This is a genomic window from bacterium, from assembly GCA_021372615.1.
Classification (GTDB): domain Bacteria; phylum Armatimonadota; class Zipacnadia; order Zipacnadales; family UBA11051; genus JAJFUB01.
The window spans coordinates 1-26,767 of record JAJFUB010000055.1; the positions used below are offsets into that span (position 1 = coordinate 1).

General features: G+C 68.7%; 23 protein-coding genes and 2 pseudogenes. 17 read left to right on the forward strand and 8 right to left on the reverse strand.

Annotated elements, in window-relative coordinates:
• The 4 genes from LLH23_08380 to LLH23_08395 all read right to left on the reverse strand — a co-directional run.
• On the reverse strand, positions 1-683 hold a 683-nt coding region (locus LLH23_08380), incomplete at its 3' end, for an aspartate--tRNA ligase (GenBank protein MCE5238495.1).
• 75 nt (positions 684-758) lie between these two features.
• Positions 759-1,277: a hypothetical protein gene (locus LLH23_08385; protein MCE5238496.1), complete on the reverse strand. Its 519-nt coding sequence runs from the start codon at positions 1,275-1,277 to the stop codon at positions 759-761.
• A 1-nt stretch (position 1,278) separates the two neighbouring features.
• Positions 1,279-2,541: a histidine--tRNA ligase gene (gene hisS, locus LLH23_08390; GenBank protein MCE5238497.1), complete on the reverse strand. Its 1,263-nt coding sequence runs from the start codon at positions 2,539-2,541 to the stop codon at positions 1,279-1,281.
• Positions 2,542-2,629: 88 nt separating this feature from the next.
• The gene (locus LLH23_08395) at positions 2,630-3,223 is read right to left on the reverse strand and encodes a hypothetical protein (GenBank protein MCE5238498.1); all 594 of its coding nucleotides are present in this window, start codon (positions 3,221-3,223) and stop codon (positions 2,630-2,632) included.
• A 430-nt stretch (positions 3,224-3,653) separates the two neighbouring features.
• Here LLH23_08395 and LLH23_08400 point away from each other — a divergent pair, with 430 nt between their 5' ends.
• The gene (locus LLH23_08400; GenBank protein MCE5238499.1) at positions 3,654-4,394 is read left to right on the forward strand and encodes a DUF1559 domain-containing protein; all 741 of its coding nucleotides are present in this window, start codon (positions 3,654-3,656) and stop codon (positions 4,392-4,394) included.
• 239 nt (positions 4,395-4,633) lie between these two features.
• Positions 4,634-5,137, forward strand: a pseudogene (gene rpsE / locus LLH23_08405) (30S ribosomal protein S5).
• Between the two features lie 273 nt (positions 5,138-5,410).
• On the opposite strand, the gene LLH23_08410 reads toward rpsE, so the two are convergent.
• Positions 5,411-6,757 carry a zf-HC2 domain-containing protein gene (locus LLH23_08410; GenBank protein MCE5238500.1) on the reverse strand — a complete coding sequence of 449 codons (1,347 nt, stop codon included), beginning with the start codon at positions 6,755-6,757 and terminating at the stop codon, positions 5,411-5,413.
• Between the two features lie 147 nt (positions 6,758-6,904).
• The gene (locus LLH23_08415; protein ID MCE5238501.1) at positions 6,905-7,438 is read right to left on the reverse strand and encodes a sigma-70 family RNA polymerase sigma factor; all 534 of its coding nucleotides are present in this window, start codon (positions 7,436-7,438) and stop codon (positions 6,905-6,907) included.
• 423 nt (positions 7,439-7,861) lie between these two features.
• Between LLH23_08415 and LLH23_08420 the strand changes: the two genes are divergently transcribed.
• The 12 genes and pseudogenes from LLH23_08420 to LLH23_08475 all read left to right on the forward strand — a co-directional run bounded on the left by LLH23_08420 (position 7,862) and on the right by LLH23_08475 (position 20,270).
• Positions 7,862-8,851, forward strand: coding sequence for a hypothetical protein (locus LLH23_08420; protein MCE5238502.1), 990 nt, complete (start codon positions 7,862-7,864; stop codon positions 8,849-8,851).
• A gap of 71 nt (positions 8,852-8,922) precedes the next feature.
• Positions 8,923-12,477, forward strand: coding sequence for a DNA polymerase III subunit alpha (locus LLH23_08425; GenBank protein ID MCE5238503.1), 3,555 nt, complete (start codon positions 8,923-8,925; stop codon positions 12,475-12,477).
• A 38-nt stretch (positions 12,478-12,515) separates the two neighbouring features.
• Positions 12,516-13,817 carry a histidinol dehydrogenase gene (gene hisD / locus LLH23_08430; protein MCE5238504.1) on the forward strand — a complete coding sequence of 434 codons (1,302 nt, stop codon included), beginning with the start codon at positions 12,516-12,518 and terminating at the stop codon, positions 13,815-13,817.
• A 143-nt stretch (positions 13,818-13,960) separates the two neighbouring features.
• Positions 13,961-14,551 (forward strand): imidazoleglycerol-phosphate dehydratase HisB, encoded by a 591-nt coding sequence (gene hisB / locus LLH23_08435; GenBank protein MCE5238505.1) that lies wholly within the window; start codon positions 13,961-13,963, stop codon positions 14,549-14,551.
• Positions 14,552-14,601: 50 nt separating this feature from the next.
• Complete coding sequence (gene hisH / locus LLH23_08440) at positions 14,602-15,213, forward strand: imidazole glycerol phosphate synthase subunit HisH (protein ID MCE5238506.1); 612 nt, start codon at positions 14,602-14,604, stop codon at positions 15,211-15,213.
• Positions 15,210-15,740, forward strand: a complete 531-nt coding sequence (locus LLH23_08445; GenBank protein ID MCE5238507.1) for a GNAT family N-acetyltransferase — start codon at positions 15,210-15,212, stop codon at positions 15,738-15,740. Before hisH ends, LLH23_08445 begins: the two co-directional genes overlap by 4 nt.
• Before the next feature lie 114 nt (positions 15,741-15,854).
• On the forward strand, positions 15,855-16,577 hold the full coding sequence (gene hisA, locus LLH23_08450; protein ID MCE5238508.1) for a 1-(5-phosphoribosyl)-5-[(5-phosphoribosylamino)methylideneamino]imidazole-4-carboxamide isomerase: 723 nt from the start codon (positions 15,855-15,857) through the stop codon (positions 16,575-16,577).
• 17 nt (positions 16,578-16,594) lie between these two features.
• On the forward strand, positions 16,595-16,975 hold the full coding sequence (locus LLH23_08455) for a hypothetical protein (protein MCE5238509.1): 381 nt from the start codon (positions 16,595-16,597) through the stop codon (positions 16,973-16,975).
• A 56-nt stretch (positions 16,976-17,031) separates the two neighbouring features.
• The gene (gene hisF / locus LLH23_08460; protein MCE5238510.1) at positions 17,032-17,835 is read left to right on the forward strand and encodes an imidazole glycerol phosphate synthase subunit HisF; all 804 of its coding nucleotides are present in this window, start codon (positions 17,032-17,034) and stop codon (positions 17,833-17,835) included.
• Between the two features lie 80 nt (positions 17,836-17,915).
• A complete protein-coding gene (locus LLH23_08465) occupies positions 17,916-18,302 on the forward strand; it encodes a GxxExxY protein (GenBank protein MCE5238511.1) in 387 nt (128 codons plus the stop codon).
• A gap of 92 nt (positions 18,303-18,394) precedes the next feature.
• Entirely contained in the window at positions 18,395-18,778 is a 384-nt protein-coding gene (gene hisI, locus LLH23_08470) for a phosphoribosyl-AMP cyclohydrolase (protein ID MCE5238512.1), read from the forward strand.
• 52 nt (positions 18,779-18,830) lie between these two features.
• Positions 18,831-20,270 (forward strand): annotated as a pseudogene (locus LLH23_08475) (tetratricopeptide repeat protein).
• A 1,215-nt stretch (positions 20,271-21,485) separates the two neighbouring features.
• On the opposite strand, the gene LLH23_08480 reads toward LLH23_08475, so the two are convergent.
• Positions 21,486-22,514 carry a hypothetical protein gene (locus LLH23_08480; protein ID MCE5238513.1) on the reverse strand — a complete coding sequence of 343 codons (1,029 nt, stop codon included), beginning with the start codon at positions 22,512-22,514 and terminating at the stop codon, positions 21,486-21,488.
• Between the two features lie 17 nt (positions 22,515-22,531).
• Positions 22,532-23,146: a DUF1559 domain-containing protein gene (locus LLH23_08485; GenBank protein MCE5238514.1), complete on the reverse strand. Its 615-nt coding sequence runs from the start codon at positions 23,144-23,146 to the stop codon at positions 22,532-22,534.
• Positions 23,147-23,363: 217 nt separating this feature from the next.
• Here LLH23_08485 and larA point away from each other — a divergent pair, with 217 nt between their 5' ends.
• The 3 genes from larA to LLH23_08500 all read left to right on the forward strand — a co-directional run bounded on the left by larA (position 23,364) and on the right by LLH23_08500 (position 26,750).
• Positions 23,364-24,704, forward strand: coding sequence for a nickel-dependent lactate racemase (gene larA, locus LLH23_08490; GenBank protein MCE5238515.1), 1,341 nt, complete (start codon positions 23,364-23,366; stop codon positions 24,702-24,704).
• Positions 24,705-24,723: 19 nt separating this feature from the next.
• Positions 24,724-25,512: a sugar phosphate isomerase/epimerase gene (locus tag LLH23_08495; GenBank protein MCE5238516.1), complete on the forward strand. Its 789-nt coding sequence runs from the start codon at positions 24,724-24,726 to the stop codon at positions 25,510-25,512.
• A gap of 173 nt (positions 25,513-25,685) precedes the next feature.
• Positions 25,686-26,750, forward strand: coding sequence for a Gfo/Idh/MocA family oxidoreductase (locus LLH23_08500; GenBank protein MCE5238517.1), 1,065 nt, complete (start codon positions 25,686-25,688; stop codon positions 26,748-26,750).
• Positions 26,751-26,767 lie beyond the last annotated feature (17 nt).

Here is a 26,767-nt window from a genome sequence, read left to right on the forward strand (position 1 = left end):
TCGTCGCGCAAGCACTTGGCGATCTGGAAATAGCGGTCGATCCCGCCGACCATCAAGAGTTGCTTCAGGATCTGCGGCGACTGCGGCAGCGCGTAGAAGTTGCCGGGGCTCACGCGGCTTGGCACCAGGTAATCCCGTGCGCCCTCCGGCGTTGGCTTGAAAAGCGGCGTCTCGACTTCCCAAAAGCCCTCTTCGGTCAGGAACTGCCGCGTCACCTGGTACGCCCTGTGCCGGATCTCAAGATTGCGCTGCATGCGCTCGCTCCGCAGGTCGATGTACCGGTACTTCATCCGCAGCAGCTCATCGGTCTCGGTGCGGTCGGCGATGGAGAACGGCGGGGTCTTGGCCTCGTTGAGCAGCTCCAGCTTCCGCACGCGCATCTCGACGGCGCCGGTGGCGATCTCGGGGTTCTCGGTGCCCTCGGGGCGGCGGCGGATCTCGCCGCGCACCGCAATGACGAACTCGGCGCGCAGCCCGTGGGCGGCGGCGAGCGCCTCCGCGCTCTCGTCGGGGTCGAAGACGATCTGGACGAGCCCGGCGCGGTCGCGCAGGTCAATGAAGATCAGGCCGCCATGGTCGCGCCGGCGGTGCACCCAGCCGTTGAGCACGACCTCCTGCCCGATATGGTCTTCCCGCACCTCGCCGCAGCGAAGGGTGCGCTTCATGAACATCTGTTGTTCCATAGTCCGACTCCAACATGTCAGTAGCGCGGGCGGCTCGCCCGCGCTGCGGCGCATTGGGCAGGCGGGCCGCCTGCCCTACTGGTCTCCCCGACTGCTGGTCTCCTCCACCGCCAGCTCTGCCAGCCGCTGCCCCAGGTGCGGCATCTGCGACCCCACCACCAGCAAGCCGACCCAACTGATCGCCAGGAACGTGACGAACCAGGGCAACGAGGCGGTCAGGACGTAGATCACCACTCCGAGCACCGCCGCGGCCTCCACCAGCGCCATCCGCACCAGGAACACCTGCTGCAACTGCGCCATCGTCTTCAGTTGCTCCAGGGGCGGGCCGACGCGCCGGGCCAGCCCGAGGTTCAGCACGGCCACGACCAGGGCCACGTATGGCACCACCGGCGGCAGCGCCAGTGGTCGCACCACGCCGCGCGTGTCCAGGAAGTAGACCAGGATGCTGTAGATCAGGGTGCTGGCGAAGAACGCAAAGCCGAGTGTGTAGATCGTCTGCAGGCGCTGCCTGTACGGACGCAGACGGAAGCCACACAGGGGGCAGCAGTCGCCCGCCGTCACCTGCACCGGTTGGTGGCACTTGGGGCAGATCATCCTACTTCAGTCGCTCCAACAGCTCCCCGCGCGGGACCTCCACCTGCTCGCCCGTCGCCAGGTCCTTGAGCCCCACGATGCCCTGCGCTAGCTCATCCTCGCCCAGGATGATCGCCTGCGCGAACAGCTCGCTATCGGCGAAGCGCAACTGCGCCTTCATCGAGCGGCGGCGGTAGTCCACTTCAGTCTTCAGACCCGCGAGCCGCAGCTCCTGCAGCAGCGTGAGTGCCTCGGTCCAGACGGCGTCGCCCAGGGCGACGAGGAAGACCCCTGCGCGGGCTGGAAAGCCCGCGGTCCCCGCGAGCGTCTGGCCGAGCTGCTGGCGGGCCAGCAGCACGCGCTCCAGGCCCATGCCCAGACCCACGCCGGGCGTGGGCGGGCCGCCGCACTTCTCCACGAGCCCGTCATAGCGCCCGCCGCCGCCCAGGGCCGACTGCGCCCCGATGCCCTCGATCTGGAACTCGAAGGCGGTCTTGGTGTAGTAGTCCAGCCCGCGGACGATGGTGTGGTCAATCTCGTAGGGTATGCCGAGAGCGCCCAGCACGGCCAGCACCTGCTGCAGGTGCCCCGCACACTCGTCGCACAGCTCCTCGACGAGCTTGGGCGCCGCAGCCATGCGGTCGTGGTCCACTTTGCAGTCGAGCATCCGCAGCGGGTTCTCGACATAGCGTCGCTGGCAGCTCTCGCACAGCTCGGGGAGGCTGGGGGCCAGCGTCTGCTTGAGCTTCTCCACGTACGCCGGGGCGCAGGACGGGCAGCCCACTGAGTTGAGGAGCAGCTTGATTCCGGTGAGACCCATCTGGGCGTAGAAGTTCCACGCGAGCGAGATGACCTCGGCATCCACGGCCGGGTCGGACGAGCCGATGGCCTCGATGCCAAGCTGGTGGTGCTGGCGGTAGCGCCCGGCCTGCGGGCGGTCGTAGCGGAAGATGGGGACGACGTAGAACAGCTTGACCAGCCGCTGCTTGTCGGTGCGGTCGAGGTGATTCTCGAGATATGCCCGCACCGCCGGGGCCGTGCCCTCGGCCCGCAGAGTGATGCTGCGCTTGCCGCGGTCGTCGAAGGTGTACATCTCCTTCGAGGCGATGTCCGTCTCCTGGCCGACCGACCGCAGGAACAGGTCGGTGTCCTCGAAGACAGGGGTGCGCAGCTCGCCGTAGCCGTAGCGGCCGGCGAGTTGACGGAAGCTCTCCTCGACAAAACGCCACTCGGGAGCGATCTCCGGAGTGACGTCCTGGGTGCCGATGGGACGTTGGTAGCGCATGGTGAGGGGCAAGGATCAAGGGTCGAGGGTCAAGGGTAACGACGTCGCCGTGCCGTGACCCTTCACCCTTGACCCTCGACCCTCTGCCCTATCCTTTCTCGTCTTCCTCTTGCTCCACGACCAGCTTCCCCTCGGCCGCGGCGATCATGACTTCCCTATAGTATGAGTGGCGCGAGAAGACAAAGAGTTGGTAGGAGGCGGCCAGCACGAGCAGCATGACCGCGTATGACAGGCCCAGGTGTGCGGCCGCCGCCAGGATGGCCACGACGGCGATGGCCCCGCCGATGATCGTCAGCGCCTGCACCGAGGACAGGACGCTCTTGAACACAATGTCGCTCTGGAGGGCCAGTTGCTGCTGCTGGCGGGCTGTCAGCCTCGGGAAGCGCCCCTTCTCATCGGGCTGGATGCCGGCGGCCAGCGTCAGGCGCTTGGCCAGCTTCTGCGCCCCGGTCCAGTGGCTGTCGAGGCTGAAGCCGATGAGGAACAGCCCGGCGCCAATGGCCAGCAGCACCTGGAAGCGCCGCTCCATCGTCATCGGCGTCATGTGCACGTCGGCATTGGCCAGGGAGACCGCCAGGAGCGTCAGAACGACGGCCGCTGCCAGCGGCATGAGGCCCCAGAGGAACCAGGTGTGACGCATCTGGGAGGTCGTGTCCTGCAGCCGCGGATCGTGGATGCTCATCATTCATCGTCCGGAAATGGCAGTGCCGCCGAGTCCGGCGGCAGAAGGGATTCTATCAGCAAGGCGGGGGCAAGTCAAACGCTTGGACGCCGGGTGTGACCTACGTTTGCCGGTGGGCTACCGGCACCAGCCAGGGCGGGGTGTCGGCGCCAGACTGCGCAGCAGTCTGGGCCGACGGGGACCCCGCCGCGGGAAGCCACCCTAGCCACGCTTCAGGCGGGGTCCCTGTCGGCTTCGCCGACACCCCGCCCTGACCCGCGAGCGCCGTTCTGCCGGCAATACAGGCTCACGCCCTGGGCGCCTGCCAGACGACACCGTCTGCCATCAGGACCAGCACGGAACCGTTGACCGCCACCCGTCGTCGGTGTATTCTATGCGCGTAGCGGCGTTACATACGGTGTCCCTGAACCATCAGAGGAGGAACACGGATATGTCCCGACGACACGGCTTTACGCTCATCGAGCTGTTGGTGGTCATCGCGATCATCGCGATCCTCGCCGCGATTCTCTTCCCGGTCTTCGCCAAGGCGCGCGAGAAGGCGCGCCAGGCGAGCTGCCAGAGCAACCTCAAGCAGGTGGGTCTGGCCATCGCCCAGTACATGCAGGACTATGACGAGAAGTACCCCTATGCCGGCAACGGCACTGACGACCCCTATGTGGCCGTGAACGTCTGTGGCTGGCGGGGCTGGCTCTCCAACGTGGTCATGCCGTATGTCAAGAACAACCAGCTCTTTGTCTGCTCGAGCGACGGGAACAACAACTACAATGTCGGGACGACCACGGTCCCGAGCGGCGACAGCCGCTTCTACAAGGTCTCTTACTGCTACAACTACGCTGCCGCCATCAACAGCACGACACCCTCGTCCACGAACGTCCCCGGTGCCGGGGGCGCCATGGGCGCCACGGTGCGGCCTGCGGAGTTGTGCATGGTGTGGGACAGCTCGAACCGCTGGGCTGACGGCACCAATGCCTTTGGGCGCGATGTCGCACAAGCGTTTGCCGGCAACGACAACTACGGCCAGCGCCACAACGCCCTGGCCAACTTCCTGTACGCCGACGGCCACGTGAAGACCAACAGGTTCAGCCAGTTGCGCTACCGCAACCTTACGAACATGCCGGACAGTGACGCGACGGTGGACCGCCCGGTCGGCCCGACCTGGGTGTATCCGTGAACCGTCGTCGCTGACGCCCCGGGCGTTGTGGGCCTGTCTGGACTGTGCTGTGTCGCTTCAGGGAGCGGCCATCGGCCGCTCCCTGAGCGTCCCGCAGACGGGCCGCATAGCCTCGGCGACGACGCCGTACCACACCGAAGTCAATCCGGCGTTGACACTTTCCGCCTGGATGTGCTATCGTGTGTGTCCCTGCCTCCCGCGCTTGTGGGAGGCCAGTACTTTTCAGGAGTAGGCAGGGCATGAGGCGCCAACCAGTAGTCCAGCAGGAAGAGTCGGAGTTGCAGGAGCGCGTGGTGCGGATTGACCGCACCCGCAAGACGGTCAAGGGTGGCCGCATCTCCTCCTCCCGTGTCATAGCCGTCGTCGGTGACGGCCGCGGCCATGTGGGTCTCGGCGTGGGCAAGGCGCGCAACGCGCCCGAGGCCATCGCCAAGGCTGTGGCCCGCGCGAAGAAGACCATGATCCGGGTGCCGATGGATGGGTACACCGTGACCCATGAGGTCACCGCCAAGGTCGGCGGCGCGGTCATCCTGCTCAAGCCCGCCTCGCGCGGCACGGGCATCATCGCCGGCGGCGCCACCCGCCAGATCATCGAAGTCAGCGGCATCCGCGACATCCTCACCAAGTCGCTGGGCAGCGGCAACGTCTTCAACCGCGCCAAGGCCTGCTTCAAGGCCCTGACGCTGCTGCGCGACCCGCAGGAAGTCGCCGCCGCCCGCGGGCTGACGGTCAAGGACATCCTCGGCCGCGAAGTCGAGAACCCCTACGCCGACGCCGAGTCCCCGGTGCCCATCGCCGCGGCCACGCGTCCGCCGGCTCTCGACGACGACAACGACGAAGACGAGGAGTAGCGCGCCAGGCGCTCTCTCGCATGGAGAACTGACAGGGAGCCCCATCTGGGGCTCCCTGTTTCGTTACTGTGCGTAGGTGGGTTCGTCCTCGAACCCACAGTTGCGGGCTCGGAGACGAACCCGTCCGCCAGTGCGGGTTCGAGGACGAACCCGCCTACGCGGTCCCTAGAGACTCGCCGGCGGCTCCAGCGCCAGCAACGCCCGCCGCATGATCTCCCGCCGTCCCCCGTCCTTCTCCTGCCGCAGCATCTCCCGCAACAGTGCCTTCACCTGCGCCTTGCGCACCGGATCGTTCCGCAGGTCCTGCAGCCACTTGTCGCTGGGCGGCACGCGGTTCATGAGTAGCGACACCGCGGCTGTCGCCGACGGGGAGGCCACGGTTGCCGAGGTGGTCGGAGGCATGCCCGCGCCAGCGGTTGTCCTCGCTCGCGGCGTGGCGGCGGTGGCGGCGCCTGCCGATCCGGCAGGCGCGCCGGGCATCCCCGGCAGAGCGGACATCGTGGGTGCCGCAGCGACCGGCGCCGGTGTGGCCGCAACGGGCGCAAGGGGTGTCGGCCTGGCACGGTCCATGGCGCCGACCGACGGCAGGAGCCGGTTGACCGCGGCGACTTGCACCCTATCGGTGACATCCTTCGCTGCCACAACGCCGCCCGGGCTGGTACGGCCCTTTCCCTCGGCGCGGGACGTCGCGCCTCGCGTTGGGCCGCTGTAGCCGGCGGAGGCATCCGCCGTCATCGTCTTCATGGTCGGGGCGGACGCCCTCATGCTCTCGGTGACAGCCTCGAGCAGAGGGGCGGGCACGGGAGCCGGTAGCGGCGGCGTCTCCGCCACGACCGCCTCGCCGCGGCCCTTGACCGGGCCGGGTCGGGGCCGGGTTCCCTCGCCTCTCCTGCCGCGCTCCGGAGTTCCGGCCTGATGGGGCTGCTCAACGGCGTGCCGGCCGATCCGGGGCCCTGGCGTGGCGTGCGGGGGCTCCTTGGGCGTGGTGGCGGCCTTGCCCGGGGCCGCGCTGCCGCCAGCCGCCGGTGAGAGCGGGGCGGCCGGGCGGCTCATCTCGGCTTGCTGCGCCACGGGGACCTTGGGGATGACGCCCGGGGCGAACTGCCCACGGGCCAGGAAGAAGACCAGCCCCACAACCAGCAGCAGGCTGGCCGCCGCGGCCAGGGGCTGCCAGTGGCGCACCAGGGACGCAGCGCGCTGCTCGCGGGGGAGGTGGCCGTAGATCTCGGCGCACTCGGGGCAGGTGCCGATGTGGGTCAGCACCTCGGCGCGGCGCAGGGCGGGCAGGCGGCCCTCCCGCAGCGCCGCGAGGTCCTCCAGCGGCGGATGGCTCGCCTCGTCGGTCTCCTCCGCCTCCAGCGCTCCCAGCGCCGCCGTCACCCACGACAGACCCTCCAGATCCGTGCGGCAGCCCGCGCAGTCGCGCAGGTGGGCCTCCACCTGCCAGCGGCGAGCGGTTGGCAGCCGGTCCTCGGCGTACTCGTTCAGTTCCACTTCAGACGGGCACTTCATCGGTGTCCTCATAGACCTACTGATACGTTAGGGGCCCCCGGCGGGTGGATTCTTCCGCCCTGCCGCGCGTCAGTCCGGCAGTAGGGGCGCGATTCATCGCGCCCGGTGACGCTTCCGTTGCTTCCGCCGGCGCGATGAATCGCGCCCCTACGCTATCAGCAGCTCCTTCAGGCGACGCTTGGCGCGGCAGATGCGCGTGGCCACGGTGTTGGCCGGAATGCCCAGCAGGTCCGATATCTCGTGGTACTCGAGCCCACCGAAATGGTGCAGCATCAGCGCGGCCCGGAACTGCTCGGGCAACGCGGCCATGGCCTGCCGCACTTGCGCGGCCGTGATCTCGGCCTCGCGGGTGTCTTCGGACGGCTCGTGGGCGGGCTGGTCGGTGGGGTCCACAGCGGGCAGGTGCTTGCGGCGCAGGCGATAGAGCCGCCGCAGGGCGATGGCGCACAGGTAGGTGTAGAAGCTGGACCGGCCCTCGAAGCTGCGCAGGGCAGCGCAGTCGCGGTCCACCAGCGTGGCGAAGACGTCTTGCACGACGTCCTCGGCCTCGTCGCGGGTGAGCTGCTGCCGGCCCTGCAGGAAGCCCGTCAGGCGGGCGCGGTACCGCTCGTCCAGGAGCGCGAAGGCGCCCTGGTCCCCGGCGGCAATGGACTGCACAAGTTGCAGGTCGGTGAGAGCCATAGCGTGAACACGACGCCGCAGGCGCAGTCCCTGCCATGCAGAGCCGCCCGGGTACGCCGCCGGTTGTCTCGGATGAACGTCTTGCGCCCAACGAGGAGTGAAGCGGGGGGGTGTTTCGCCCCCCAAGGCGCCGACACCTTCTCCGCTCCGCCGGCGCTTACCCCGGGCGGGGTCCCCGTCGGCCCAGACTGCTGCGCAGTCTGACGCCGACACCCCGCCCTGGCGCCCGTGGTCTGCTGCCGTTGCAAGAGCCGATTGTCTTGGCGTATAATGCGGCGGTCAGGATGTTCGGCAGCGTCACGTGGGGCCGGCCCGACGGTCGGTGCTCCCAGCGGCTGTCGCCCCGTTGGCTGCTTCTCCACGGAGTTGTCCCGCAGCGGTCGTGCGGTGGCGGGAACTCGCCTCATCATGCGAAACTGAGGGATGCTTGTGAACAGATATCCGGCTCTCATGCTCCTGTGCGGTGCGCTGCTGGTCGGCGGCCTGTTCGCGGTGCTGAACGGCTGCCAGCGATCCAACGAGCCGCCCAGTGCGGCGGCCCAGGCTGAGACTGAGAACGCCCAACTGCGCGAGGCGCTCGAACGCACCGGCAAGAGCATGGAGGAGTTGGCGGCGCAGGTCGAGCAGCAGCAGAGCCGGGAGGCGCAGCAGGCTGGCGACCCGCCGGTCGTGCGCGACCTCGCCGTCGCCCGCGCCACGCTGACCGACGCCCAGAAGCTCGCCGCCCAGGCCAAGGACGCGCCGACATGCGCCGCGGTCCTGGCGCGCCTGCGACGGGTGCTGCAGAGCATCGCCGCCGAACTGCCCGCCGCGCAGATCGCCCAGCACGCCGACCGCGCCATGTACTCGATCAAGGCGAGCATGGCCGTGGCCTCCAAGGACTTCTCCGAGGGCACGCTGGAGCTGGTGGCGGCCTATGATGCCGCCAACCACGGCCGCCCCGCCGAGCTGGTGCCTCCCGTGACCAGCGACCTCGAGGGCGCTCTGAAGACCCTCAGGAAGGGCGACCCGGAGGCGGCCCTCAAGGCGCTCAACGACGTCATCGGCAAGTCTCTGGAGAACGCGGCGCTGAAGGTGCTGGCGCAGGCGCAGGTCGAGGCGCTGGGCGCCGAGACGGCGCTGAACCGCGAGGCCTGGACGGTCGTCGCCGCCGAGCTGTCGCAACTGGACAGTCTACTGAGTCAGATCGTCGTGGCGCAGCCGGCTGCCACGAAGACCGAGACAACGACTCCGGCGACGGGCACGGCCGCCCCTGCTGAGGGCGCCGCGCCGGCGACCCAGCCGGCGACGGCAGCCACGACGGCCCCGGCGCCGGCCGCGACGGGCCAGCAGCCAGCCGCGACCCAGCCGGCCGCCACCTCGGCCGCGCCAGCCGCGACGACCCAGCCGGCGACGGCGACACCAACGCGATGATCCACGGGCGCGCCGGCCTCCGGCGCGCCCTGTACCCTTTCACCTGATCCCTGCCTCACCAGCAGCCCACGATGAACCAGACCGGCTTCTCCCATCTGCACGTCCACACCGAGTACAGTCTCCTCGACGGCGCCTGTCGCATCAAGCCTCTCGTCAAGCGCGCGGCGGAGTTGGAGCAGCCTGCCGTCGCCATGACGGACCATGGTGTCATGTACGGGGCCATTGACTTCTACAAGGCCTGTCACGACGCCGGCATCAAGCCGCTCCTCGGCTGCGAGGTGTACTTCACCCCGGGTTCGCGCCGCGACCGCGAGCCGGGGATGGGCCAGGCCAACAACTTCCACCTGTTGCTACTGGCGCAGAATGAGATCGGCTACCGCAACCTCCTGCGGCTCGTGTCGGCGGCGCACCTGGAGGGCTTCTACTACAAGCCGCGCACCGACCTGGAGCTGCTGAGCCAGCACCATGAGGGTCTCATCTGCCTCACTGCCTGCCAGGCGGGGCTCGTCGCCAACCGCCTCATGGCCGATGACCTCCCCGCCGCCCGGCAGCACCTGGACCAACTCCGCGAGATCTACAGCCCCGACAATGTCTACCTGGAACTGATGCAACACGGCCTGGAGGGGCAGGACGTGGTCATCGCCGGCAAGCTGGAGCTTGCCCGCCAGACCGGCGCGAAGGTCGTCGCCACCAACGACGCCCACTACGTGGCCAGGGAAGATGCGCGGCTGCACGATGTGCTGCTGTGCATGCAGACCGGCTCGCTGCTCCAGGACGAGAAGCGGCTCCGCTTCGGCGCCGACGAGTTCTACCTGAAGTCCGAAGAGGAGATGCTGGCGCTCTTCCCCGAGGCGCCCGAGGCGATCAGCAACGTGGCCGAGATCGTGCAGCGGTGCGACGTGAGCCTGGAGCTGGGCAACCTCCGCTTGCCGCGCTTTGAGGTCCCCGAGGGCCACACGCTGGCCAGCTACCTGCGCCAGGTGTGCGAGGGCAACATTGGGCGCCTGTACGGGCCGGACCGCCCCGATGTCCAGCAGCGCCTGGACTACGAGCTGGATGTCATCGAGCAGTGTCAGTATTCGGGTTACTTCCTGATCGTCAGTGACTTCATCGCCGAGGCCAAGCGGCGCGGGATGCTGGTGGGCCCCGGGCGCGGCTCGGCCACCGGCAGCGTCGTCTCGTACCTGACGGGCATCACCGAGGTGGACCCGCTCAAGTACGGACTGATCTTCGAGCGTATGCTCAATCCCGAGCGCGCCAGCCCACCCGACATTGACCTGGACTTCCCCGACGACCGCCGTGAAGAGATCATGGACTATGTGCGGGAGAAGTACGGGCACGACCGGGTGGCGCAGGTCTGCACCTTCAACACGCTCGGGGCCAAGGCCGCCGTGCGCGATGTCGGCCGCGTGCTGGGCATTGATCAGGACCGCATCAACCGGCTGGCCAAGTCCATCCCCGACGGCAAGGGCTGGACGCTGGAGAAGGCCCTGGCTGAGGCGCCCGAGGTCAAGCAGTTGACCGACGAGGATGCCGAGCTGGCGCAGGTCGTGGACTACGCCGCGCAGCTCGAGGGCATCTCGCGCCATTCCTCCGTCCACGCCGCCGCGGTCGTGATCTCCGACCAGCCGCTGGCGGACGTGGTGCCGCTCAAGCAGGAGAAGGGCGTCGTCATCACCCAGTACTCCATGAACCCGGTCGTGGACGCCGGCCTGGTCAAGATGGATTTCCTGGGCCTGAAGACCCTGACCATCATTCGGCACGCCGTCGAGGCCATCGAGCGCAACTACGGCCGCAAGATTGACGTGCTGCAGATACCGCTCGACGACCCCAGGACCTACGAGCTGCTCAGCCAGGCCGACACGCTGGCAGTGTTCCAACTGGAAAGCGAGGGCATGCGCGCCCTGCTGCGGCAGTTGCAGCCGGCGAAGTTCGAGCACTGCATCGCCCTGGTGGCGCTGTACCGCCCGGGGCCGATGGACTCGGCGCCCGAGTTCTGCGCCGGCCGCCACGGCCAGCCCATCCAGTACCTGCACTCGCTGCTGGAACCGATTCTTGAGGAAACCTACGGCGTCATCCTATACCAAGAGCAAGTCATGCGGGTGGCGACCGACGTGGCCGGCTTCTCCATGCCCCAGGCCGAGATCATCATGCGGGCCATGGCCAAGAAGCAAACTCAGAAGATGCTGCAGATGAAGCCGCTGTTCTTCGAGGGCTGCATGAAGAACGGCGTGCCTGAGGACACGGTCCAGCAGATCTGGGACCGCATGGAGACGTTCAGCAACTACGGGTTCAACAAGTCGCACAGCGCGGCGTACGGGCTGGTCGCGTACTGGACGGCGTACCTGAAGGCGAACTGGCCGGCGGAACTGCTGGCGGCGCAGCTCACCAGCGTCATGGACGCGACCGAAGAGGTCGCCAAGTATGTGACCGAGTGTCTGCGCCTGGGCCTCAACGTCCAGCCACCCAATGTGAACCTCAGCGACGCCGCTTTTGCCGTCAAGGGCGGCGATGTCATCTTCGGCCTGGGCGCCATCAAGAACTTCGGTCCCAGCGCGGCCCAGCAGATCGTGGACGAGCGCGAGGGCCAAGGCGCCTTCGCCAGCCTGGCCGACTTCTGCCGCCGCATGGCGCCGCTGAACCTGAACAAGGCCTCGGTCAAGACGCTGATCCAGGCCGGCGCCCTGTCGGAGTTGGGCGAGCGCAACGCCCTGCTCGAAGGCCTCGACGCCTGCTACGCCGCGGCCCAGAAGCAGCAGGCCGACGCCGCGCGCGGGCAGGGCTCGCTCTTTGATGACATGGAGAGCGACGAGACCATCGCCGCCGCCGACGCGCTGCCGAAGGTCCCGCCCATGCCGTCGGACGAGTCGATGGCCCTGGAGCGCGAGCTGCTGGGCATGTACCTGTCCGACCATCCGCTCCTGCGCAACCGCGACAAGCTCGCCAAGTGCTCGACAGCGACCATTGGCGAACTGCATGAGTTCCCGGAGAAGACCAAGCTGCTCATCGGCGGGATGATCAGCGCCGTGAAGCCCTACCGCACCCGCAGCGGCGACACGATGCTCTTCTTCACACTGGCCGACCTGAGCAACTCGGTTGAGGTCACGATGTTCCCGCGGGCCTACCAGCAGTTCAGCGAGCTGATGGAGCTCAACGAGCTGGTGATCGTGGACGGTACAGTGGACCGGCGCGGCGGCAACGGTGGCGGCGATACGCCCGCGGATACCAAGCTGCTGTGCGACCGGGTCATCCCGATCGAGAAGGCGCGCCCCGCCTCGGCCAAGCGCCGCCAGGACGCCGAGCGGGCGCGCCAGACGGCCATCGAGGTGGCCGCCGCCGAGGATGATGACACGGTGCCCGAGGAGCCGCCGCCGGGCCCATGGCTGGAGGTCGAGATCCGGGTGCCGCAACTGCAGGGCGACTCCCTACCGCAGTTGCAGGACGTCCTGACCCAGCACAGCGGCAGCGAGCGCGTGGCCCTGCTGTTCATCGGCAACGGCAAGCGGCGCCTGGTGGAGCTCGGCGGCGTGCAGGTGGACCCCAAGCCCGAGCTGCTGCTGGCCCTGCAGCAGCTGCCATTCGTGAACGATACCTACGAGGTAGACTATCTCGCGCCGCCGGCGTAGGAGCGCGGCCCTCCAGAGCCGCAGAGCCCGGAGCAACCATGAGCGAAGGCAAGGTCCAGATCATTGACGTGCGCCGCCAGTCCTCGGCGTTGCTGGACGCGCTGCGGCAGCGCTCGCTTGCGGACGTCTCGCCCGAGGTCGAACAGGCCGTGCGCGAGATCGTGGACCGCGTCCGCGCCGAGGGCGATGCCGCGCTGCTGGAGTACGGCCGACGCTTTGACTGCCCGACCCTGGAGCTGGACGACCTGCGCGTCCCCGATCAGGAACTGGAGGCCGCCTACGCCGACGTCAGCCCTGAGTGGATCGGCGCCTTCCGGCGGGCCAAGGAGAACATCTACGCCTTCCATGAGCGCCTGCGGCCCACGTCGTGGCTCGATAGCTTCGACGGGATGTGGCTCGGGCAGAAGGTGACCCCCCTGGCGGCGGTCGGCCTCTATGTGCCGGCGGCAAAGGCCCCGCTGCCCTCGACGGTCGCCATGACCGCCGTGCCGGCGCGCGTCGCGGGCGTAACCCGCCTGGTGCTGGCGACCCCGCCGCGCCGTGATGGCACGCTGGACCCGACGATGCTCGTCGCCGCCGCCGAGTGCGGCGTGGATGAGGTCTATCGCATGGGCGGGGCGCAGGCCGTCGCCGCCCTGGCCTACGGCACCGACACCGTGGAGCGCGTGGACAAGGTCGTCGGCCCGGGCAACCCGTACGTGATTCTGGCCAAGCGCGAGGTCTTCGGGGTCGTGGGGATCGAGTCGCTTCCCGGCCCCAGCGAGTCGCTCATCATCGCCGACGGCGAGGCCGACCCGGTGCTGGTGGCCGCCGACCTGCTCTCCCAGGCCGAGCACACCGGCGACAATCTGGTCATCCTCCTGACCCCCGACCAGACACTGGCCGAGGCCGTGCGTGACGAGGCCTACCGGCAACTGATGGTCCTGCCCCGCATGGAGCTGACCAGCGCCTCGCTGGGCGACTACGGGGTCATTGCCATCGTGCAGGACCTGGACCATGCCGTGCAGATCGCCAACGACATCGCACCGGAGCACCTGGAACTGTCGGTGGCCGAGCCGCTGGAGCTGCTCGAGCGCGTGGAGAACGCCGGCTGCATCTGCCTGGGGCACATGACCAGCGTGCCGCTGGCGGACTACGCCGCCGGCCCGAGCCACGTGCTGCCCACCAACGGCACGGCCCGCTTCTCGTCGCCGCTGTCGGTCGAGGATTTCGTGAAGAAGTCGTCGCTGGTGTATGCCACCGAGTGTGGCCTGCAGAGCCTGGGGCCGGATGTAGCGGTGCTGGCCGAGGGCGAGGGGCTGTATGCGCACGCGGAGGCGGTCAAGCGACGTTTGCGGTAGGCGAAGCTGAGCTTAAGAGGATGTAGAGGATAACGGCAAGGATGTCGAGGATGAATGGAGGATGCCGTTCATCCTCGAGATCGTCGTTCCCATCCTCGCCATCCTCTCAAGCTCAGCGCCACCAACCAGAGAGTGAGCATACCATGTCACGCGAAGCAACCATCAAGCGCGAGACGAAAGAGACACAGATTGAGCTGTGGCTGAGTCTCGACGGCTCCGGCACGTACGAGATCGAGACCGGTGTTGGTTTCTTCGACCACATGCTCACTCACATCGCCAAGCATGGGCTGCTGGACCTGAAGCTCAGGGCCACCGGCGACACGCACGTGGACGACCACCACCTGGTCGAGGATGTCGGCATCGTCCTGGGCCAGGCGCTGGCGCAGGCCATCGGCGACAAGAAGGGCATCAGCCGCTACGGCTGGGCGCTGTGCCCGCTCGATGAGGCCCTTGTCGGCGTGGCGCTGGACTTCTCGGGCCGCACCCACCTGCAGTTCGACCTGCGCTTCCCGACCCAGAAGACCGGCACGTTCGACACCGAACTGGTCCTGGAGTTCTTCCGCGCGGTGGCCGCCAACGCCGCGATGACGCTGCACCTGTGGCAGCAGTCCGGTCTTAACAGCCACCACATCGCCGAGTCGGCCTTCAAGTCGTTCGGCCGCGCGCTGCGGATGGCCGCCGAGCTGGATGAGCGCCAGGCCGGGCAGGTGCCGAGCACCAAGGGGACGCTGTAGAAGGCCGAAGAGAGAAGACTGAAGATAGAAGACAGAAGTGAGAGCGCACGATGATCGCACTGATTGACTACGGTATGGGTAATCTGGGCAGCGTCCACAAGGCGCTGCTGAAGGTTGGCTGTGAGGTCGAGATCACGTCCGACGCGGCGGTCATTGAGGCGGCCGACGGCGTCGTGCTGCCCGGGGTCGGCGCGTTCGATGACTGCATGACCAACCTGGAGCAGGCCGGCGTCATCCCGGCCATCAAGGCTGCCATCGCGGCAGACAAGCCCTTCGTCGGCATCTGCCTGGGGCTCCAGGTGCTCTTTGAGTCCAGCGAGGAGGGCAAGCTGCCCGGGCTGGGCATTCTGCCGGGTAAGGTGGTGCGCTTCCGCCACAGCCTGAAGATCCCGCAGATCGGCTGGAACCAGATCACGATCCATGGCGACGTGCCGCTGCTGCGCGGCGTGGCGCAGGGCCCATGGACCTACTTCGTCCACTCGTACTATGCCGAGCCGGCCGATGACAGCCTCATCGCCACGACCACCGACTACGGCTACGAGTTCTGCTCGGCCGTCCGGCGCGGCAACCTGTATGCCAGCCAGTGGCATCCCGAGAAGAGCGCCGCAGTGGGCCTGCAGGTCCTGGCGAACTTCCGGAAGGCTGTGCAGGGGGAGCTATGAACCCGCCCGAGGAGTTCCGGACCGCCCGCCTGGTGCTGCGCCGCCCTCGTCTCGACGATGCTGAGGCGATCTTCGCCAGCTATGCGCAGGACCCGGAAGTCACGCGCTACCTGACCTGGCCCGCGCACACGGAGCTGGCGCAGACGCAGCGGTTCGTGGCCAGCCGTCTGGCCGCCTGGGAGTCAGGCGAGGCTTACGAGTGGGTCATCACCGTCCCGCCGCTGGACGAGGCCCTCGGCATGATCGCCCTGCGGGTGCAGGGCCACAAGGCCGATCTGGGCTACGTGCTGGCGCGCCCGTACTGGGGCCAGGGGCTGGTCACCGAGGCGGCGCAGGCCGTCACGGACTGGGCCTTCGCGCAGCCGGACATCTACCGCGTCTGGGCGGTGTGCGATGTCAACAACCCGGCCTCGGCGCGCGTGATGGCGAAGATCGGGATGTCGTACGAGGGCACGCTGAGGCGCTGGACGCAGCGGCCGGGGCACGAGGTCCCGTCCGACTGTCTGTGCTACGCCAGGACGAAGTAGCGGCGCGATTCATCGCGCCTTGCCTGCCGGTACGCCCGACACTCCTGTCGGGCGGTTCACCGGACACGCGCCCGACAGGAGTGTCGGGCGTACCAACCGATACGGGAATCCGTCATGATCGTCATACCTGCCATTGACCTGGCCGCCGGCAAGTGCGTGCGACTCCGCCAAGGCGACATGAACCAACAGACCGTCTACTCGGACAGTCCCGCCGACATGGCGCGGCACTGGGCGGACCAGGGCGCGGAGATCCTGCACGTCGTGGACCTCGACGGCGCCATGGGCGGCCGGTCGGTCAACCTGCCGGCCATTGAGGCCATCGTCGGGGCCATCTCCATCCCGGTCGAGCTGGGCGGCGGGCTGCGGACGGCGGACGATGTGCGGCGGGTGCTGGGCCTGGGTGTGCAGTGGGCCATCATGGGCACCAGCGCCCTGCGGCAGCCCGACCAGCTCAGGGCCGCGCTGGCGGAGTTCGGCGAGCGGATCATCGTCGGCATTGACGCCCGCGACGGCAAGGTGGCCGTGTTGGGCTGGACGGAGACCTCTGACATCAGCGCCGTGGACCTGGCGAAGCAGATGCAGGGCCTCGGCGTGCAGCGGCTGATCTGCACGGACATCGCGACCGACGGGATGCTCGTGGGGCCGAACCTCGAGAGCCTGCGCACGATCGCCGAGGCCGTGGACATCGCCGTCATCGCCAGCGGCGGGGTGAGCAAGCTCGAGGACATCGTGGCGCTGAAGGCGCTCGAGCCGCTCGGCGTCATCGGCGCGATCACGGGCAAAGCGCTGTATGAGGGCACACTCAACCTGAAGGCAGCCATCGCGGCGGCACGCTGAGCGTGCGGGTGGAATCCATGCAGTTGGCTCTGGAGCTGCTCGGGCTGCTCGGCGGATGTGCCGCGGTCGCGCTGATCGTGATCCTGGGCGGCGCGGCGCTGGTGCGGCGGTCTGCGCCGCGGCCCGCAACGGCATGGCGCCAGCGGTACCGAACTGCCTTCGCCATCGGGGCGGCGCTCGGGGCGCTGGCTGGCGTGGTGGTCACGTTCCTGGGCATGGCTGTCATGGGAGGGCTGCCAGCGCCATGGAACATCCTGGTCCTGCCGCTGGGCGGGCTGGCGGGCGGTGTCGCTCTCGGCACGGTTGCGGCAGTGCTCGTGGCTCTGGTACACGCGGCCAGCCGCCTTCGAGGCGGGGCCGCTGAGCCTGCGGGGCCGACGGCCACAGACCCGGACTAGCCGCAGCCCTGACAGCCAATACAGTGACCCGCCGCGTGCGGGAGTTGAGGAGCCTCATGCTAGCCAAACGCATCATTCCCTGTCTCGACGTGACCGGTGGCCGCGTGGTCAAGGGCGTCAAGTACATTGACCACGTGGACGCGGGCGACCCCGTCGAGCAGGCCGCCAACTATGACCGCCAGGGCGCCGATGAACTCGTCTTCCTGGACATCACCGCCTCCCTCGACCACCGCGAGATCATGCTCGACATCGTCCGCCGTGTGGCCGAGCAGGTGTTCATCCCGTTCACCGTCGGTGGCGGTGTGCGCAGCGTCGAGGACATCCGCGAGATACTCAAGGCCGGGGCCGACAAGACCTCGATCATGACCGCGGCCATCAAGGACCCCGACCTGGTCAACCGCGGCGCCGAGCGCTTCGGCAGCCAGTGCATCGTCGTGGCCATTGACGCCAAGCGCGTCCCGCGCGAGGGTCGCGATGACAGCAACCTCGGCTACGCGCCCGACGAGGACATCGAGTGGGTCGTCTACACCCACGGCGGCCACACGCCGACCACGGTGGATGCGCTCCAGTGGGCGCAGGAAGCCGAGGAGCGCGGCGCGGGCGAGTTCCTCGTCACCAGCATGGACGCCGACGGCACCAAGGCCGGCTATGACATTGAGCTGCTCCGGCGCATCAGCGAGAAGGCCGGCATCCCCGTCATCGCCTCCGGCGGCGCGGGCAGCGTGGACCACCTGTACGAGGCGCTGACGCTGGGGAAGGCCGACGCTGTGTTGGCGGCGAGCATCTTCCACTTCGGCGAGACGACGGTGCAGGATGTGAAGCAGGAACTGAAGGCCAGAGGCGTAGACATACGGATTTGAGGAACGGAAGACAGGATGTAAGGATGGAAGGATGGGGAGGATACGGCAGAGGCCAACGGCATTGCCAGGGGGTAGGGGCAGTGGAGCACGAGGAGTTGACGGGGCGGATCATCGGGGTGTGCTATGAGGTGGCGAACGAGCTGGGGCATGGGTTCCTGGAGTCGGTGTACCAGAAGGCGCTGGCCATGGCCTTGGCGCAGGAGGGGCTGGCAGTGGCCCAGCAAGTGCCACTCAAAGTGTCCTTCCGTGGAGAGATCGTCGGGGAGTTCCTGGCTGACATTGTCGTTGAGGGCACCGTCATCCTGGAGCTGAAGGCCGTCTCCGCACTCGCGTCCGAACACAGCGCACAGCTCATCAACTACCTGAAGGCGAGCGGACAGGACGTCGGCCTGCTCGTGAACTTCGGCCGGCCGAGCATCGAGGTCAAGCGCTGCTGGCGCCCCAAAGTCGCCGTGCCAGAACAGTAGCCGGCCGTCAATCCGTTCATCCTTGCCATCCTTATATCCTTACATCCTGTTGCCGTTGCCGTTGCCGTCATCCTTTCCCCCTGAGGACTTCCATGTCTGTAGTTGACGAACTCAAGTTCGATGCCAACGGCCTCATCCCCGCCATCGCCGTGGACGCGGAGACGGGTGAAGTGCTCATGGTTGCCTACATGAACCGCGAGTCCTTCCAGGCGACCGTGGAGACCGGCCATGCCACGTACTGGAGCCGGTCGCGGCAGCAGTTCTGGGTCAAGGGGGAATCGTCCGGCCATCTGCAGAAGGTAAAGTGGATCCGCACCGACTGCGACAAGGACACGCTGCTGCTCGGCGTCGAGCAGGCCGGCGTGGCCTGTCACACCGGCCGTCGCAGTTGCTTCTTCTACGAGCTGCGCGACGGGCAGTGGTGCGAGACCTGCGAGCCCGAGGTGGATCCTGACGAGATCTACCACCGCAAGTAGCCCCTGCTTGCTCCTGCTGGCGGCGTGCCTGGCCGCGGCCCTGGTGTCGCCGGTGGTCGGCGCGCCGGCGGATGCTCGGGCGCGGGCCCTGGCGCTCCTGCACCGCGGGCAGTATGCCGAGGCGGCGCAGGCCCTGGCGCCGTTGGTCGCCGCCCACCCCCGGGATGCCGACCTGCAGTACCGCCTCGGGGTCGCCCGCCAGCGCTCCGGCGACTTGTCGGGGGCGATCAACGCCTTCAACCGCGCCGCGCGCCTGCGCCCCAATGAAGCGGTGTATGCAGCGGCGCTGGCGCGTCTGTACGCGGAGCTGCCCCGGGCCGACCGCGCCTCGTTCTGGTACCGCAAGCTCCTGCGCCTCCGCCCCAAGAACCCCAAGCTGGCCGAAGAGGCTGCCTCGTTCGTGCTGCAGCAGGGCAACCCCCTCGAAGCCGAACTCATCCTCAAGCAGGCCACCGCGGCCAACCCCAAAGCGCCCGAGCTGTGGCTGCTGCTCGCGCAGTGCTACCAGCAGATGAAGCTGGACGCCGAGCAGGCCCGGTGCCTGGAGCAGGCCGCGCGCCTGCAGCCCGCGCAGCCAGACCAGCTCCGCAAGCTCATTGATCTGTACCTGCAGGCCGGACAGCCCGACCGCGCCCTTCCGTACCTCCAACTGGCCGTGCGCCGCCAGCCCCAGAGCGCCGCGCTGCAGGCCCGCCTGGCCGAGTGCTACCTCGCGGTGGACGACCGCAGAGCGGCGGTAGCGGCTTACCGGACGGCGGCCCGATTGGCCCCCCGCGTGCCGCAGTACCAGTTGGTGCTGGCGCAGGTCCTGGGCGAGGAAGACCCGGCCGAGGCCCTGCGCGCGTACGACGCCGCCTTCGCGCTCCAGCAGCCCCTGGCCGACCAGCTCCTGACGGCCTCGGCGCTGGCGGCCAAGGCCGGCCGCCCGGATGCCGCGCTGGGCTACCTGACCTGGCTGGTGGCCCTCACGCCCGGGGAGTTGGAGCCCCGCCGCATGCTGATCCAGGCCGCGCTGACCGAGCATGACACCCCGACCGCGCTGATGCAGTGGCGCGAGCTGCAGCGGGCCGGGCAGCAGCAGTATGCCCTGGAGGAGGCCGAGTTGGCGCTGCGGCTCGGGGGGCGTGAGTGGGCGCTGACGCGCTTGCAGGAGGTGGCCGACCGGTCGGCGGGCGACGCCCTGCTGCAGGCCCGGCTGGCGTCGCTCTTCCAGCAGCTGCACGACGCGCCGCGCGCGGAGATGCTGGCCCGGGCGGCGCTCGCGCGATCCGGGGGAGGTACGGCTGAGGACGTGCGCGCCACGCGGCTGTTGGCCGCCCAGGTGCTGCTGCAAGTCGAACAACCCGAGGCGGCCGAGCCCGTCTTCCAGGAAGTGCTGCAGGCTGCGCCCGACAACGCAGTGGCCCGGCGCAGCCTCGCCCTGTGCGCCCTGCAGCGCGGGCAAGTGCGGGTTGCATGGGAGCAACTGCGGCGCGCCGTGCCGGATCACCCGCGCGATGTGGAGACCATCGAGGCGTTCATCGAGGCCGCCGAGGCGGCCGACGAGATGGACGCTACGGCCCTGGTCTTCCAGGCGCTGCTGTGCGAAGCCCCCGACAACGCCGCGGTGCTGGACGGACTGACGATGCTCTATCGCCGGCAGGGGGGGACGGTGCTGGCGGCCCGGCGCCTGGGCGATCTGGCCGACCGTCAGCCCCGCCAGGGCCTGCTCAACCTGGCGGCGGCGCGCGAGTTGGCCGCGGCGGGGCGGCGCCAGGAGGCGGCGGCAATCTACGAGCGGCTGGCCCGCGGGTCGGAGTTCACCGCCGCCGCCCGCGTGGGCCTGTGCCATGTGCTGCTGGCCCAGCAGCGGTACTCTGAACTGATCGCGGCCCTGGCCCGCCTCACCGGCCCACAGGCCATCGGAGCCGAGCCATACCGGCTCCTGCTGGCGGCCCGTAGCGATCTGGCCTTGCAGACGAGCGCGGACCTGAACCTGGCTGCGGTCGCCCAGGCGGCCGCCGACGTGGCGCTGGCCGACCCGGAGTCCGAGGCCTACTACCTGGCCCTGGCCGAGATGTACCTGGCGACACGCCAGGCGGACGCCGGGGTCATATTCCTGCAGACCGAGGCGACGCGGCGGGCCGTGACGGCCCCGGCTACTGTGGGTCTGACGCGGTTGCTGCGCCAGCTCGGGCGACCGCGCGAAGCGCTGGTCTGGCTCAACCAGACTGAGGGCGCCGCCGGCTCCCCCACCGGTCTGCTGGAGCGCGCCCAGTGCCTGCTGCAGGTCCAGCGCGTGCCCGAAGCCGGGCTCGCGGCCGAGCAGGTGCTGCAGATGACGGCAGGACCGACGGACTATGGGGGCGCCGGTCTGGCAGGGGACAGCGAGGGGAACGGGCCGGGAGCGCGGGCCGCGGCGCACATGGTGGCCGCGGAGGCCTGCGCGCAGGGCTACCGCCCCGAGGAGGCGCTCTGGCACCTGGTGCAGGCCATCATGAACGGGGGGCCGCGCGAGCGCCTCACCTACCGCATCGTCGGCCTGTGCATCAACCAGCCCCTCAGCGAGACCGCGGTGCTCAACGCGCTGCAGCAGCTCTACGCCGCGGGGTTCACGGACGCCGCCCTCGGCATCGCCGATGCACTCGTCGCCAAGCCGGGCTTCGGACGGCTGAAGCAGTGGGCGATGCAGCGCGCGGCCCGAGACCGGTAAGCCGCGCTGCTCCCCTCACCGGTACCGCGCGACCGTGTCGAACAGCGCCTCCACGTTCTCCCACGGAAAGCCGTTGTCGATCTCCAGGTAAAGCCAACTCCCGCCCTCCTGCGGCCTGAAGGCGGCGACGAGGTCGGTAACATGCTGTCGCACCTGCGCCGGTGTGCCGAAGGTCATGATGTGTGAGCGCTCCGGGTGCAGCGCCAGGGCCAGCTTCAGCTCGCGGCAGCGCCGCGCGAGGGTGGGCCAGTCGTACAGGTTGATCTGCGGCCACAGCGCGTTGACCCCCAGGTCCGCCAGGTCGCCCAGGAGGTCCCAGATCTGCCCGCAGGAGTGGAAGAAGATGTCCACGCCCTGCGCGCGGGCCGGGGCCAGGAGCTTCTCGTAGCGCGGCCGGAAGAACCGCCGCCACTGCTCGGGCGCCAGCAGCAGCGCCTCCTGGGTGCCGAAGTCGTCTCCCATCTGCACCCCGTCCGGCTCCAGCGCCAGCGCGTACCGCAGGGCCTCGGCCTGGTACTCCACCAGCATGTCGGCCAGACGGTTGATCTCCCGCGTGTTGAGGGCGATGTCCATCAGCACGTCCTCGAAGCGCCGCAGCGAGTGCAGCGTCTCGAAGAACCCGCCCCAGCCGGCCTTCAGGTAGTAGCGCTGCTTGTGCGTGGCTGCCGCAGCGCGCGCGGCCGCGAAGGCCGGGCCCGAGGGCGTGGGTGGCGCCGGCGGTCGGTAGTCGGCCAGGTTCGCCCAGTCGTCGAGCGGCCGGTGTTGGGGGAGGCCCCAGGCGCCGAAGATGTGGTGCTTCCAGGTGACGCCCCAGGCATCAGTGCGCACCTCGCAGTAGCTGCCGTCGGCCTGGATCGCCGCCGGGTCGGGATGCGGCAGTGGCAGGTCCGAGAAGTCGCCGAAGTCGTGGGGGTGGTCGCGTAGGAGCCGCTGCAGCCGCGTGCCATGCTCGTACAACCCGGCAGGCGAGGGGTGGCATTCCAGCCCCACGATGTCGCAGGGCTGGAAGTCGAGGACGGCGCGAATGCGTTCGCGCGGCAGCATCTGGGGCCCCCGGCGCCCTACCAGCCGTGGCCGCACGACCACATGCCCTTCGTGCTCTCCGACTTCATCCACTTGGCATGGCCATCGAGGAAGACGAAGTTGCCGCCATTGTTGTGCGGGTCCTGCACATGGCAGCAGCCGTACTGGCCGTAGGCCGCACAATGGTATGGATGCTGTGAAGCGCCCCCGGTGTTGGGCCGCTCGGAGACAGCGATCGTGTTGGCCGGGGCCTGGAAGTTCGCGAGCCTCTGGGGATTGACGTCCTCAGGGAAGACGCTGCGGTTCACGCCATAGTCCAGCGCCCCGGCCGCCGAGTTGGAGGAGGGGCACTTCCAGATCTGGCTGTTCTTGATGTATGGCTCCACCACCTGGAACCAGCGCCGGTTTCCGCCGGGATTGCTCGTGCTCCAGAACGCGCCGGTCCAGACCCCGATGTAGCACCCGGGGTGGGCCTCGTCGTAGTCCTGGATGTAGGCCACCAGCCCGATGCCCATCTGCCGGGCGTTCGACAGACAGCTCGCCTGACGCGCCTTCTCCCGGGCCTTGGCGAACACCGGGAACAGGATCGCGGCGAGGATCGCGATGATCGCGATGACAACCAACAGCTCAATGAGTGTGAATCCCTTGCGCATGTGGTCACCCTCCTGAATGATGGCCCCCACCACCGCCCCCGGAACCTGCGTTTCGTGCCCCTTCCCTGCGGAGTGCAGCGTCTCCTTCCGCCGGTGGGACGATCTCGAGCGTTCCTCAGGCCGCCGCCCGTGCCGGCGCGGGTTCGCCTCGCCGCAGCGGAGGATTGCGCCGCCCGCGGCGGGAACTCTGCGTGCAGCATCGTGCTGAGGAGTGTCCATGCAGATCCATCTTCGCTACGGCCGTCAGGGGCTGGACGTCGAGCTACCCGACCGCAATGTGCGCCATGTGCTGCGCATGAACGAACTGCCGGTGTTGCCCGACCCGGAGGGCGCGGTGCGCGAGGCGCTGCTCCACCCCATCGCCTCTCCCCCGCTGGCCGAGATCGCCACCGGCCGCCGCGATGCCGTCATCGTCGTCTCGGACATCACCCGCCCTGTGCCCAACGCGTTGTTGCTGCCGCCGCTGCTGGAGACGCTCGGCCAGGCCGGTCTGCCCCCGGAGCAGGTGACGATCCTCGTCGCCACCGGTCTGCACCGGGGCAACACCGACGAGGAGCTGGCCGAGATGCTGGGGCCGCAGGTCATGGCCAGCGGCTGCCGCATCGTCAACCACGTGGCCCGCGACCCGGAGAGCCATGCGGACCTGGGGCGCACGTCGCGCGGCCTCCCGGTGCACGTGGACCGGCGCTACGTCGAGGCCGACCTGAAGATCCTGACCGGCCTGATCGAGCCGCACCTGATGGCGGGCTATTCGGGCGGCCGCAAGGCCATCTGCCCCGGCCTGTGCAGCGTGCGCACGGTCATGGCGTGGCACAGCGCCGAGATGCTCGACCCGGACGAGGCGCGCGCGGGCAACCTGTGGCACAATCCCGTGCACGAGCAGGCACTGGAGGTGGCAGACCTGGCGAACGGCTGCGGGCTGGAAAGCCCGCGGTCCAACGTCTTCCTCCTCAACGTCGTGCTCAACGAGGCCCGGCAACCGACCGGTGTCTTCGCCGGCGACATGCGCCGGGCCCATCTGGCGGGCATGGAGTTGGCCGAGCGCCAGACCAAGGTGACGCTGGCCGAGCCGGTGGACATTGTCGTCACCACCGCCGCCGGCTACCCGCTCGACCTGACGTTCTACCAGGGCGTCAAGGGGATGGTCGGCGCGCTGCCCATCGTCAAGCCCGGCGGTACCGTCATCGTGGCCCAGGAGAACGCCGAGGGCCTCGGCGGCCCGGAGTTCGCTGAACTGATCCTCGGCCAGAGCAGCCTCGATGGTCTCATGGCCCAGGCCTTCGCCGGTACGCTGTGCTCCATTGACCTGTGGCAACTCCAGGAGATGCACAAGGTCTGCCGCCAAGCCACGGTCGTCAGCGTGTCGAGCCTGCCCGCCGACCTGCAGCGCGAGCTGTTCGTCGTTCCCGCCGAGACGGTGGAGGCGGCGGTGGCGCAGGCCCTCGCGGTCCACGGTCCGGACGCCAGCATCGCCGTGATCCCCGAGGGGCCGTATGTCCTCGCGTGTTTGCAGGATGATCTGGTGGGGATGCGGAACGTCCGAGAGATGGTATGCTGAGGTTCACCCGAGGGTGCTCATGCGTTACGGTGTTGCCGTCTGGAACTACATGGAGCCCGGGCTCCCACTGACGGAGTTGGTACAGGAGTTGGCTGGAGCCGGCTTCGACAGCCTCGCCCTGCAGCCCCACTTCCTGGCCGACCTCGACGCCGCGGCGTGGCGCGACCTGGGCCGGGTCGTCGAGCGCAACGACCTGACCGTCACGCTGCACACGAACTTCCCGCTGTTCCGCGCCGAGCACCTGCGCACGGCCCGCGAGCAGTTCGGCGCGCGTTTGCTCGATGTCACCTTCGATGCCGCCATGGAGACCACGTCCTGCGGCATGTTCTACGACATAGCGACCATGGCGCTGGTGCTGCGGACCGTGGCCGAGACGGCGCCCGGCTTGCGCTTCGGAGTCGAGGACTTCCCGCTGGACGCCGCCGCCGTGGACGCCTACGCCGAGCACCTGCGGCCGCTGCTGGCCCTGGACGGCTTCGGGATGCTCGTGGACCTGGGGCATCTGAACCTGCGCCGGCACCAGCACCCGTACTTCCAGGGCGGGGACGCCGCCGCCTACATCCGTAGCGTCGCGGCGCCGATCCACGAAGTGCACGTGCACGACAACGACGGCATGCGCGACCTGCACCAACACCCCGGCGCAGGCAACGCCGACCTGGCTGGCGCCGCGCGGGGCCTGCGTGAAGTCGGCTTCGACGGCGTCTGCACGATCGAGGTCGCGCCGTCCTTCCACGGCGCCACACCGGCCGAATCACGCCCCGCCCTGCGCGGGTCGCTGCAAGCCTGGCGCGCGCTCATGGCGGGTTGAAGTAACGGAACTGGCCGCGGGCGCCACCGCGCCGTAGTAGCGCGGGCGGCCCGCCCGCGCGGGCAGGCGGCCCGCCCGCGCGGGCAGGCGAGCCGCCTGCCCTACTGGGCTGCCGGTCTCCCAGCTGGACACTGTCCCGAACCGGGCTGCACTATCACCAAGGAGATGACGTGATGTCCAAGCTCAAAGTCGCATTCATCGGCACCGGCAAAGTCCCCGAGAAGGCCGGTCCCATGGGCTATGCCATGGCCTATCGCCATGGCGAGGCGTACAAGCTGCTGGCCGACGACGTCGAGATGGTCGCCGCCGCCGACATCGTGCCCGAGCACGCGCAGGCCTTCGCAAGCAAGTTCGGCTTCACCGACATCTTCACGGACTATCACGAGATGCTGGCGCAGATCAAGCTGGACCTCGTGTCCATCTGCACCTGGCCGCACCTGCACCGACAGATGGTCGTGGACTGCGCCGAGGCCGGCGTACCCGCCATCCACTGCGAGAAGCCCGTGGCCTACAGCTTCGGTGACGCCAGGGCTCTCGTCGCGGCGTGTGAGCAATCCGGCACGAAGCTCACTTTCAACCACCAGCGGCGCTACGGCCTGCCCTTCGCCATGGCCAAGCAGATGATTGACGACGGCGTCATCGGTGACATCCAGAAGATCGAGATTGGCATCGGGGATCTGTTCGACTACGGCTCCCACAACTTCGACATGGCCAACTGGTTCGCCGGCGAGGGTAACACCAGTTGGGTGCTGTGCGGCTTGGACTACAGCAAGGAGAAGCTGATCTTCGGCACCCACAACGAGAACAGCGCCATCGCGGTGTGGCAGTATGAGAGCGGCATCTTCGGCCAGGCGGCCACGGGCGACGCGGGCGCGTCGGTCGGCTGCCACCACCGCATCATCGGCAATGATGGCATGATCGAGATCGGGCGCGCCGGCCAGCCGGTGCTGCGCGTTCTGCAGGCCGGCGCGTCCTGGGTTGGCTACGACTGTGACGGCGAGAGCTGCCATGGCCCCAACTTCATCGAGCGCTGTCTGGCCGACGTGGTGGACTGCTTCAAGACCGGCCGCGAGTGCATGATGAACGCGCGCAACGCCCTGCGGGCCACCGAGCAGATCTTCGCCTGCTGGGAGTCCGTGCGGCGGCGCGGCATGGTGCACCTGCCGCTGGACATCGAGGACAACCCGCTGCGCGACATGGTCGAGCGCGGCGACTTGAAGCCGGCGAAGGCACAGTAGTACGGACGAAGGGACGT